This is a genomic window from Acinetobacter thutiue (genome assembly GCF_030385805.1).
GTDB lineage: Bacteria > Pseudomonadota > Gammaproteobacteria > Pseudomonadales > Moraxellaceae > Acinetobacter > Acinetobacter corruptisaponis.
This window is the reverse complement of sequence record NZ_JAUDZE010000011.1, coordinates 51630-62587: the sequence shown is the minus strand read 5'-3', so window position 1 is coordinate 62587 and position 10958 is coordinate 51630. Positions and strand designations below refer to the sequence as shown.

The 10958-nt window shown below is 44.0% G+C and carries 11 protein-coding genes and 6 tRNA genes; 12 read left to right on the top strand and 5 right to left on the bottom strand.

Annotated elements, in window-relative coordinates:
* The first annotated feature begins 10 nt into the window (after nt 1-10).
* A complete protein-coding gene (locus tag QTA56_RS16510; protein ID WP_267982075.1) occupies nt 11-466 on the top strand; it encodes a hypothetical protein in 456 nt (151 codons plus the stop codon).
* Between the two features lie 48 nt (nt 467-514).
* Here QTA56_RS16510 and dapE read toward each other — a convergent pair whose 3' ends face one another.
* The 3 genes from dapE to QTA56_RS16495 all read right to left on the bottom strand — a co-directional run bounded on the left by dapE (nt 515) and on the right by QTA56_RS16495 (nt 2886).
* Entirely contained in the window at nt 515-1648 is a 1134-nt protein-coding gene (gene dapE / locus QTA56_RS16505; protein WP_267982074.1) for a succinyl-diaminopimelate desuccinylase, read from the bottom strand.
* Nucleotides 1649-1773: 125 nt separating this feature from the next.
* Complete coding sequence (locus tag QTA56_RS16500; protein ID WP_171194741.1) at nt 1774-1917, bottom strand: entericidin A/B family lipoprotein; 144 nt, start codon at nt 1915-1917, stop codon at nt 1774-1776.
* A 108-nt stretch (nt 1918-2025) separates the two neighbouring features.
* Nucleotides 2026-2886 (bottom strand): DUF1853 family protein, encoded by an 861-nt coding sequence (locus QTA56_RS16495; RefSeq protein ID WP_267982073.1) that lies wholly within the window; start codon nt 2884-2886, stop codon nt 2026-2028.
* Between the two features lie 99 nt (nt 2887-2985).
* Here QTA56_RS16495 and QTA56_RS16490 point away from each other — a divergent pair, with 99 nt between their 5' ends.
* The 9 genes from QTA56_RS16490 to QTA56_RS16450 all read left to right on the top strand — a co-directional run bounded on the left by QTA56_RS16490 (nt 2986) and on the right by QTA56_RS16450 (nt 5752).
* Entirely contained in the window at nt 2986-3351 is a 366-nt protein-coding gene (locus QTA56_RS16490) for a YbaN family protein (RefSeq protein WP_267982072.1), read from the top strand.
* Between the two features lie 309 nt (nt 3352-3660).
* On the top strand, nt 3661-4182 hold the full coding sequence (gene elsL, locus QTA56_RS16485; RefSeq protein WP_267982071.1) for a cell wall-recycling L,D-carboxypeptidase ElsL: 522 nt from the start codon (nt 3661-3663) through the stop codon (nt 4180-4182).
* Between the two features lie 151 nt (nt 4183-4333).
* Nucleotides 4334-4409 (top strand) — tRNA-Val (locus QTA56_RS16480).
* A 23-nt stretch (nt 4410-4432) separates the two neighbouring features.
* Nucleotides 4433-4509, top strand: a tRNA-Asp gene (locus QTA56_RS16475).
* Nucleotides 4510-4556: 47 nt separating this feature from the next.
* Nucleotides 4557-4633, top strand: a tRNA-Asp gene (locus tag QTA56_RS16470).
* 145 nt (nt 4634-4778) lie between these two features.
* A tRNA-Val gene (locus tag QTA56_RS16465) sits at nt 4779-4854 on the top strand.
* A 39-nt stretch (nt 4855-4893) separates the two neighbouring features.
* Nucleotides 4894-4970, top strand: a tRNA-Asp gene (locus QTA56_RS16460).
* Between the two features lie 141 nt (nt 4971-5111).
* A tRNA-Val gene (locus tag QTA56_RS16455) sits at nt 5112-5187 on the top strand.
* 94 nt (nt 5188-5281) lie between these two features.
* Nucleotides 5282-5752, top strand: a complete 471-nt coding sequence (locus QTA56_RS16450) for a DUF2750 domain-containing protein (protein WP_267982070.1) — start codon at nt 5282-5284, stop codon at nt 5750-5752.
* Nucleotides 5753-5781: 29 nt separating this feature from the next.
* On the opposite strand, the gene QTA56_RS16445 is transcribed toward QTA56_RS16450, so the two are convergent.
* Both QTA56_RS16445 and QTA56_RS16440 read right to left on the bottom strand, forming a co-directional pair.
* On the bottom strand, nt 5782-6567 hold the full coding sequence (locus tag QTA56_RS16445) for a YdcF family protein (protein ID WP_267982069.1): 786 nt from the start codon (nt 6565-6567) through the stop codon (nt 5782-5784).
* 131 nt (nt 6568-6698) lie between these two features.
* Nucleotides 6699-9236: a sulfite reductase flavoprotein subunit alpha gene (locus QTA56_RS16440; protein ID WP_267982068.1), complete on the bottom strand. Its 2538-nt coding sequence runs from the start codon at nt 9234-9236 to the stop codon at nt 6699-6701.
* Between the two features lie 250 nt (nt 9237-9486).
* On the opposite strand from QTA56_RS16440, the gene QTA56_RS16435 reads away from it, so the two are divergent.
* Entirely contained in the window at nt 9487-10002 is a 516-nt protein-coding gene (locus tag QTA56_RS16435; RefSeq protein WP_267982067.1) for a sigma-70 family RNA polymerase sigma factor, read from the top strand.
* A gap of 13 nt (nt 10003-10015) precedes the next feature.
* The gene (locus QTA56_RS16430; protein ID WP_267982066.1) at nt 10016-10957 is read left to right on the top strand and encodes a FecR family protein; all 942 of its coding nucleotides are present in this window, start codon (nt 10016-10018) and stop codon (nt 10955-10957) included.
* Nucleotide 10958 lies beyond the last annotated feature (1 nt).

Genomic DNA, 10958 nt, shown 5'->3' with positions numbered 1-10958 from the left:
GTAATGAATAATGGTTAAAAAAGGCGCAAACTCGGCATTGGGACAAATTGACCAGCAAGAGTTACAACACTTAATTACGGTATCAACAGGGTTCATTGATGCCTATATTATTCAGTGCCATCAAAAGGTTCCCATGCTGTTACCACAAAATATCGTGTTGTCGGCAATGGATACCCAAACCAATGTTGACCACATTGAATGGCATGACCTAAAGCTTCCCGTTTATGCGGTGAATGACCCGAACGAGAAGCAGGGCGTGGCCTTGGTTATTGAGGGCGATGATGTCTCCGAGCGGTTTGCCTTGGTCTGTAATGAAATGCCTGAATCCATCCGTGTACGTATTTCGGAAATTGTAGATGAAGAGCGGGACGTGGATGACAATAAGGTCTTTAAGTATGTGAAGATGGGCGAAAAGCAATTTTTTGTTCCCCATTTGCAAAATATCCAGACCCACCTCGGTCTCTAATAAAAAAGGAACTCATCAGAGTTCCTTTTTTTATGACCATAAAATCTATTAAGTTAAAAGCTGTTCCAGAATTTGTTCATAAATTTCAGCCAGAGGCTCCAGATCATCAACATTGACATGCTCATTGATTTGGTGGATGGTGGCATTTAACACCCCAAGTTCCAGAACCTGGGCGCCTGTAGGTGCAATGAAGCGTCCATCAGAGGTACCACCACTGGTTGAAAGTTCAGTTTCAACGCCTGCCACATTTTTAATCGCTGTTCTTGCCGCATTCACCAATTCGCCCACTGGGGTGAGGAATGGCAAACCTGACAATGTCCAGTCAATGCTGTAATTCAGTTGATGTTTATCCAGTGTTTCAATGACGCGTTGCTTGAGAATTTCGGCTGTTACTTCAGTGGAGTAACGGAAATTAAAGGTCACCTCCAGTGTGCCTGGAATGACATTGGTTGCACCTGTTCCCGCATGGATATTTGAAATCTGGAATGAGGTTGCAGGGAAATATTCGTTACCATTGTCCCATGTAGTTGCACACAGTTCATCCAATGCTTTGGTTGCCAAATGAATTGGATTCTGTGCAAGATGAGGGTAGGCAACATGACCTTGCTTGCCCTGTACTGTTAACACCCCATTAAGTGAACCACGACGGCCATTCTTGACAATATCACCAAGTTGATGGGTACTTGAAGGCTCGCCAACCAGACACCATGTCATTTTCTCATTACGTGCTTCCAGAGTTTCAACAACTTTAACCGTGCCATTGATGGATGGACCTTCCTCATCGGAAGTGATTAAAAAGGCAATCGAACCCTTATGATTAGGATGCTTGGTGACAAAACGCTCCGAAGCGACCACCATTGCGGCCAAGGCTGTCTTCATGTCGGCAGAACCACGGCCATATAATTTACCATCACGGATGCTAGGCAAAAACGGGTCTGAATTCCATGCATCCAATTGTCCAGTCGGAACAACATCAGTATGCCCCGCAAAACAGAACACAGGGCTTTCTGTACCACGACGGGCCCATAAATTATCAACATCTTCAAAACGCATGTTTTCGATATTAAAACCCACTTTGGTCAATCGTTCAGCCATGATGTTCTGGCAGTCATGATCAACAGGTGTTACTGAGGGTTGGCGTAGGAGTTGTAAACTGAGTTCAAGCGTATCGGAATGGTTCATGCGAGATGGTGCTAAATCTGGTGAAATCTGAACCAATATAATAGGGGAATATTGTTGAGAAAGGTATTTAAAAATAAACCTTATCTAGGTTGTAGATAAGGTTTTGTGAACGTTGTTCTATGGGGCTACATTTTATCCTGTGTTCTTTCAGCAGTTTGAGTTACTTTGTCACCTGCTTTGGAAACATCTTTCCCAAAGCCCTTAAAGGTATTACAACCAGTTAATACAAAAGCGGTCATGATAGAAGCAACTAAAATTTTTTTCATCATCTTCTCCGTCTGAATTTAATTATGATGTCATTAGAGGCTAAAAAAATAACTGGAAAATGAACATGATGGTTTGATTGTAGATGTGTTATAAAATGTTACCTGATTAGGTTAGGCTGGGTTAAACAACAATGCAGGTTGACGGAACATGTAATACATGGGGTCAGTGTCTGCATTGTGATAAAGTCCATTGGTCCACCATTCGGCAGTTTGCGAAGATGGATGCTGATCAGGGCAAAGCCATTCATGCCGTTGTAGGCGATAGTAGGGTAGTCTAGGGATAGCGGTTCCCCATTGACCTAAACGTCTGGATGTGTTGATCCATGCTGGAATAGGTGATGCGTAATGATGTTCTGGTAAATACAGTTGTCCTTTCATGACTGCAAATTTACGCTGAATCTGGTACTGGTTGGCCTCGGAAAACTGAAACTGGCGTTGGGTAAAGTGCCGTAGTTTTCGCTGTAGGGTATCTTGCCGATTTAAGCCAAACCATTCAGATAAATTGAGTTCATTCTCTCCCAAATAATATTTCAAGGCGACTTCCCAATGCTCAATTTCCTGGGTCTGTTTGTTGAGTAACAGGAAATCAAGCTCACCCAGGGTGATTGCCCCCGCAATTTTCTGGATGCTGTGGCCTAATAACTGGTAGGGGTGATAATCATCATCCTGTAGCCAGAACCAGAGCAGGTGTTCAAAACGCAAACCTAAACGGGTACTTTTCAGGCGTGCCATAAAGTCAATTAAGGGTTGGGGGTGCTGATCCAACTGTTGCAACCGCGCCTCATAAGCTTGATAGTGTTCTTGCCAAACCGTATTGGGATGAAGTTCAAAATAATCTTCAATTTTTAAATCATCGGGTATTTGGGTCAGGATATTGGGGCTGGCAATGCAAAAGGCCAGCTGCCGAACAATAGGGTGCTTAAACTGTAACCAAGGTTCAAAAAAGCTGGGTGAATCAATCTTCTCAGGCATAGTCACCCATCATCGAGAAATAATAAGCTCAGTTTGATAAACAACAATAAAAACACTTTATACTAGCACGGTTGTATTGACGTGTCGGTTAATTGCTAAATGAAAACATTGTTCTGGCGTAGCTTGGTGGTGATTTTTATCACATTGGGAATTATTGGAGCAATTCTACCAGGTATGCCAACAACAGTTTTCCTGATTCTGGCGGCATGGGCGGCATCAAAAGGCTGGCCGCAAATGGATGCATGGTTACTGAACCATCCCAAATATGGCCCTACACTGCGTAACTGGCGTGAGAATGGAACCGTGCCACGCAAGGCCAAGTGGATTGCCAGTATCATGATGCTGGTCAGTGGGATTTTAATGTTGTTTACCAATGCGCCGTTCTGGGTCAAGGTGTTTACTGATGTCACCATGTTGATTGTGGCGATCTGGTTATGGCTACGCCCTGAGCCTGAGCCGCGTTAAAAAAAGCAAAGCTTTTTTAGCGGCGCAAGACGAGAGCTACGCTTGAGTGGCGGGGTAAGCAAAGCAGCGCTTTGCCCTGAGGAGCGATTAAAGCTCCGCAAGAAGGCGAGCAGCTATGCTGCGAGTGGCAAGTTAAAAAATCGAAGCTCTTGAGAATATATCTTCCATACATAAGGCAGATTCAAAAAAAACACCATTTTCCTAAATCATTGGGTCAACCTCCTATAAATTCTAAAAATCAAAACTACAGAAAGCACAGCCTTTTTATGTTCAAATAAATCAGTACGATTAAATATCTAGAGATGAAACATGGCCTATACACTGGAACAGGCAGACATATTGATTGACTTGGCACAACAAACATTACTGTTGCCGAAATATAACAAGTTTTATCTGATTTCCTCTGGCAAGAATGGGATTGGTGAACAGGAAAACAGTGGTAAAACCCCACGAGGCTGGCATCGTGTTGCCCAAAAGATCGGTCATAACGCTGTAAAATATTCAGTTTTTATTGCACGCCAGCCCACAGGTGAAATTTACAATCAACAGCTTGCACAACAGTTTCCGCAAAGGGACTGGATTTTATCGCGAATTTTATGGCTGGAGGGTTTGGAGGCTGGTTTTAACCAGGGGGAGGGCTGTGACACCTTTAAACGATATATTTACATTCATGGAACACCTGATACGGAACCGATGGGCATTCCGATGTCTCATGGCTGTATCCGAATGAAGAATGATGAAATTATCGAGCTTTTCGGGCTTGTTCCTGAACATGCACTGGTTTATATTTCAGAACAGACACTGGAAAATAAGCAGCCAGATTGTAAATAAGTGCCTAAATAAAATACGAAAATCCTGTGTTTTATCAAGAATGACCTATTTTTTAATCATTCACACGGTTTTTTCCGAAAAGAGCATGAAAAGCGTTTGACAGGCTGTGAAGATTCTCTATAATGCACCTCACAAACGATGAAGACGTTAAGGGCGCTTAGCTCAGTTGGTAGAGCGTCTGCCTTACAAGCAGAATGTCGGCGGTTCGATCCCGTCAGCGCCCACCAAGCCTTTACGTTAAAACTCAAGTGCAGCGGTAGTTCAGTTGGTTAGAATATCGGCCTGTCACGCCGAGGGTCGCGGGTTCGAGCCCCGTCCGCTGCGCCACTTAAGTTTTAATATCGTTTAGCTCATAATTGCAAAATTATTATAGTGCAGCGGTAGTTCAGTTGGTTAGAATATCGGCCTGTCACGCCGAGGGTCGCGGGTTCGAGCCCCGTCCGCTGCGCCACTTTAAATTTGCAGGATTGAGAATATCCTAGGATACAAGACTACGTGCTTTTTTGTCTTGTTGGGATAATGAGTCGAACCTAGTAAAAAAATCATAGATTTTTTCTTGCGTTCGGGCAAAACCGTGTTTTGCTTACCCTCACTCAGGGCGCTTAGCTCAGTTGGTAGAGCGTCTGCCTTACAAGCAGAATGTCGGCGGTTCGATCCCGTCAGCGCCCACCATAATTTGTGATATTGACTTCTGAAAAGAAGTACAGCAGTGCAGCGGTAGTTCAGTTGGTTAGAATATCGGCCTGTCACGCCGAGGGTCGCGGGTTCGAGCCCCGTCCGCTGCGCCATTTTCTTGATTCCCTGTTTAAGAAAATGTTTATTTTAACAAGTATGTTTATACTTGCTTCTCTGAAACGAGAGTTAATTAGAAAAATCAAAGATTTTTCTCTTGCACTCGGACAAAGCTTCGCTTTGTTTATCCTCGTTCAGGGCGCTTAGCTCAGTTGGTAGAGCGTCTGCCTTACAAGCAGAATGTCGGCGGTTCGATCCCGTCAGCGCCCACCATATCCCATCATCTTAAAAATCAATTGATTGTAATCACTTCAAGCTTGATTTATTATGTGCCACGATAATCATTCTAATATTGAAGTCATTTATTATGAAAAATCCATATCAACGCAAGGCTGCGTCGAAATCTCAAACCACAATATCCAATTCACCGCCTAAACAACTTTATCGCCAGTTCATTGAGAATATTATTGTCCAGCGTCATGTGGTTGCCCTGTATCATGAGGGTTGGGCACTATGTGCAACGCCAACAGGGCAGCATGCGATGTCCATTTGGCAGAACAAGGGAATGGCAAAGTTACTGATCAAGGATAATTGGGCCAATTACGAGGTTCAGGAATTGCCCTTGATGACATTCATTGAAAAGATGATTCCTTTTTTAAAGGAAAATAACACCATACTTTCTCTGGATCTAACGCCTGAAGGAAATAACCTACTGGTTAGCCCTGATTCATTATTATTGGATATTAAGAATTTTCTGTATCAGATCTATTTGCAGCGCCCAGAAGTTTTTGCTGAGTTGAAGCTGCCGTTACCTCGGGACATTCGTCTGCATCAATAAGCATTAAGATATTGATAGGGATCACCCTGTCAATACTCATCCAGTAACCAGCCACTTGCGTAGGCAAAATACTCTCTTAGCCATGCATTATAACGTGTGGCTAAAGGTGTGGTTGCACCCAGCATGCTGATATGATTATATCCCTGTTTTCGCGCAATTGCAGCCGCCCGCAGTGTATGGAAATCACTGGTCACGATTGCAATTGGTTGCTGGATATTAATGTGTTGTGCCTGCAACAAAGGCTGACTATTTTTAAGATTCAGCTCAGTGCTGGTGCTTTTATCCTCCAAAAGTATTTGCGAAGCGGGAATATGGTGCTTCTGCTGTAGATAGCTGGACATCACCTCAGCCTCACTTTGGGTTTCACCAAAATCAATACCTCCTGTCAAAACCAGTTTGGCATCAGGTTGGGCCAGGGCCACTGGAGCAGCTCGGTCCAGTCGCTTGGCAAGGGTGGCGGATGGCTGTCCATTTTCTACGCCACTACCCAACACAATAATTGCCCGTACTGGTGGTATGGTCTGGGTTTTTGAATTGTTCTCTGCCAGATAATTAAAAAAATAGCCTAAGCTAATCAACCAAATCCAGAAGCATAACCAGCCAAAGCGCCAAATGGAATGTAGGCGGAAATGATAGAAAAAGAAACGTTCAATATGATAATAAAAGAATGCATATAGACAGAAAAAAAGGCCAAGCAGCAGTGGAAGCACTGTCCCAATATGAATCTTTTTAAATGCGATCAGCACCGCACCATCAATGAACAGGACTGAACCGACAAGGGCGAATAAGAGACGAAGCCATGAACTGAGTTGCATAATTTGAATAGTAGTCGATTTGAATCGTGCTAAGTGTATGCAAATTTAGGCGAAAGGCAAATTTTGATGCTGTTGTATAAAAAAACGGGTGTTTTCACACCCGTTGTTATTGGAGGAAAGTGAACTACGAGTTAATAGACATCCCGACGATAACGTCCTGCCTGACGAAGTGCATCCACTTTTTCTTCACCTAGGATATCAATAAGTGCCTGATCTACACCTGAAGCCATGCCATCAATACTGCCACAGACATAAATGACCGCCCCTTGGTCTATCCAGCTAATTAACTCACCAGCCTGTTCACGTAAGACATCCTGCACATAGATGCGCTGCGCCTGATCTCTGGAAAAGGCCAGATCAAGACGTTTGAGCGTGCCCATATTTTTCCATGCTTCAATCGTTTCCTGATAGAAGAAATCATGTTCGCGTTGGCGTTCACCAAAGATCAGCCAGTTGGCGGTGTAATCCTGACGGTTACGCTGCTGTAACAGGCTCATTAATCCCGCAATGCCTGTACCGTTGCCGATACAGATAATAGGGCGGTTGTCATCAATCAAATGGAAAGATTGATTGCTACGAATGCGTAAGGCAATCGTTTGTTTTAAGGATGCAAACTCGGTAAGCCAACCTGAACCCAGTCCTAATTGGCCATTTTCATCACATTGTTGACGCACCACCAGTCGTAGAACTTGCTGTGACGGGATGCTGGCAATCGAGTATTCCCGTGTAGGCAGGGTAGAAAGTTGTTGCAGCAGTTCCTCAAGCTTGGTAAATGGTTGAATCTCAGTGCGTAGGTTTTTATCCCACAGCAATTGTTCAATAGGTTGTTTGAGTGAGGCGACCTGACTGTTGGCAGGAATTTGATGCTTGATCAGAAAGGCTTCAATCTCAGCCATACTATTGGCTGGTTGAATCTCGGCAATATCTCCCGCATGCCAGCTAATGTCATAAGGTGCTGTCAGTTCAATATTATAGGCTGCCTGTCCCAAACTATTTGGATTAAGTACATGGCGTTCACTGAGTGTCCATTGATCGAAGACCTTTTCAATATTCATGGCATGCAGTTCATGTTGAGTTACCACAGACAAGGCCTGATTCCAGCGTTGAATGTCATTGGCATTTGCATTGTCCACTTCGATTAACTCGAAAAGTGCCTGTGCATGACATTTTTTTAACCACTTATCAACCGCATAACCAAAACTACAGTAACTGTCTGGATATTCTCTGGAACCGAGCGCCAATACCGCATATTGCATGTGACTGAGGTCAGGCGTCTGTTGCATGAGCTTTTTACAGAATCCTGCTGCCAGGTCGGGCGCTTCACCTGTGCCATAGGTGCTGACCACGAATAGAACCTGCTGTGCCTGCTGTAAATCCTGTTCAGTGAGTTGCTGAATGGGTTTTACCACAGTCGGTTGCTGTGCCTCCTGTAGGCTGGTGGCCGTGCGCCAGGCCAGTTGCTCAGCTACACCTGTTTGAGACGCATAAGTAATCAACCAAGGAACTGCATTTGGATCAATCTGTTGTGAGTTAAGCGATTGGCGTGCTGCCAGCGTCATTTTCTTCTGTTTACGGCGTTTGAGGTACAGCATCCAGCCTGTCACAAAGAACAGAGGCATTGCTAGTGAGGCAAGCAAGGCAATGAACTGGTAGGTTGAACCAAAGAAACTGCCACGATGCACAGGCAGCATGCTGCTCATGATTTTCTCATTGAGCTTTTTATCTTCATATAATTCTAGTTTTTCAATTTTTTGCTGCTGATAGTTATAGACAGCCTGATTGCGTGCGCGTTCATGCTGTGGAATATTGTCAACGAATGATAGCTCTAGCTTTGCGTCATCATGCTTGGGAATGTTTAGGGTGAGGGCAGAGTATTTTCCGCCAATCTGTGCATTGACGTTTGTCCATGTCTGGTCAAGAATGCTGCTGACCTGTTGCTGGGATAATTCAGGCTGTTTGGCCTGGCCGCGCTCATTATTGTGCTCATTGCGTTGGGGCTGTTCGACCCCCATGACCTTGAACATACCTGCACGCCACCAGTCATAGGACCAGTATAAACCTGTACATGCAAACAACAGGTAGAATACAACCATCCAGGTTCCAACCACCGCATGTAAATCCCAGATCAAGTTGCGACCTTTTAGCTTGGGCTTGATAAAGAACCATTGTTTAAATGAATGTTTCTTCGGAAAACGTAGATAAAGTCCACTCAATACAAAGAAAATCAGCATCAGCGCAGAAGCACCTGTCAACTGTTTACCAAAATCACCCATCGTCAGATAACGGTGCAAACGCTGAATAAACTGAAAAAATTCCCGCCCCTTGATCTCAGGCAGAACCTCGGCAGTATAGGGATTGACCATCATGTTATAGCCACGCCGTTCACCTTCTTTCCTGATATTGACTGTAGAGGAGGCGGTTGGATCGGAAGAGAGGGTAATGCTGTTGATCTCAATTCCAGGTTGTTGCTGGTTGAAATGCTGATAAAGTTGCGCTGGTGTTAGCTTGGGAGTCGCTGCGGCTTGTACCACATAACTTTGCTGATTGATCATTTTTAAGATTTGTTGATCGTAGGAGTAAATGGCTCCTGTCACTCCCATGATGGAGAGGATCAAGCCAGCGCTGATTCCGAGAAACCAATGAATCTGGAAAAGAGTTTTCTTAAACATGGGCAAAAATGGAAAGATAATGGAATTTCTGTAAATATAACCCAACAATAAGAATAGAATATGGATTTTGTAGATAATATTGATTTTGATTCTTATTTTCAAGTATGGGTTAATAAACTTCATATAAAATAAGTAGGAAGAGGGCTGGTAACACTTGGAAAAGGGTTAAAGTTTGGCGATAAACTGCAATTGAATTTATAAGAAAATTAAATGATAATAATTATTATTTGTATAATGGAATGCCTATTCCATGTCATCTTCCTCGCTCAACCAGCAGTTTTCAACACTCTATCAGCAACACCATACCTGGATTTATCACTGGCTCTATAAAAAATTGGGAAGTTCAGCCGATGCTGCTGACCTTGCACAGGATACCTTTGTTCGGATTTTGGCACGACAGCAACAACTGGAACTTCAGCAGCCACGGGCTTATCTGGTCAATGTTGCAAAAGGCCTGATGGTGAACTGGTTGCAGCGCAAGGAGATTGAACGGGCTTATCTGGAGGTGCTGGCACAGCAACCTGAACAGGAGCATCCATCACCAGAGCGCCAAATCCTGATTATTGAAACATTAACTGAAATTGTGGAATTGTTGGCTGAACTCCCTGATACCGTACGCTTAACATTTCTGTATGCCCAACTGGAGCAACTCAAGTATCAGGACATTGCGGATCGACTGGAAATTTCGGTCAGTACAGTGAAACGCAATATTCAGCGTGCCTATATGCATTGTCTGGACCTTATGCTGGCCGCCGAGAACATTTAAGCTGATGCCAAGTGTGAATAAGCAGCAAGTTTTAGCTGAAGCCAGTACATGGCTCATGCGACTACAAGAAAGTGAACTTTCTTTAGAGGAGCTTGAACAGTTACAGCAATGGCAGCAACAAAGCCCACTGCATCAAAAAATCTGGCAAAAGGCCTTATTGCTGCAAACAAAATTTTCAGATGTGCCGCTGGACATTGCCATTCCTGTGATGCAAAAAGTTGGATATTCCTCCATACAATCTTATAAAACATATCTGTGGTTACTGGCATTTTTGCCACTCTGTTCAGGCCTGTATCTTGCCAGCGAGCAACAGCAATGGTTGGCTGATTATCGTAGTGGGGTAGGTGAGCGAAAACGTGTTGTGTTGCCTGATGGCGGAATGGTGCTGCTCAATGCATCTTCCGCAATTGATGTGGAGTATACCGATCGGCAACGTACAGTGGTGTTACGCAAGGGCGAAATCTGGATAGAAACCCAGCATGACCCGTTGAAGCGTCCATTTTTTGTCAGTACCCAACAGGGTACAGCACAGGCATTGGGGACAAAATATCTGGTGAAAGTGATGCCTGAATATTCACAGGTGACAGTGACACAGGGGCGGGTGCGGGTGTCGCCGTATCAATCACAACAGCAGCAGATCGTTGAAACCCAGCAACAGCTAAGCTTTGATGCAAGGCATATCAGTAAGGTCAGACCTTTTGAGGAGAGCAATATTGCCTGGACCAAAGGCTTTTTAATGGTTAATGAAATGACATTAAAAGATTTTGCTGAACGTTTGCAACTTTATCAAAAAGGGATGATTCGGGTGGATAGCGAAATTGAAAATATAAAGATATCAGGCAGCTACCCAATTGATGATCTGGAAAAAGTCTATGCAATGCTGCTCCAAACCTATGGTCTGGAGATTGAGCAGTATGCAGGTGGCTATTGGACAGTCGTGCAGCAGGCAAAATAAA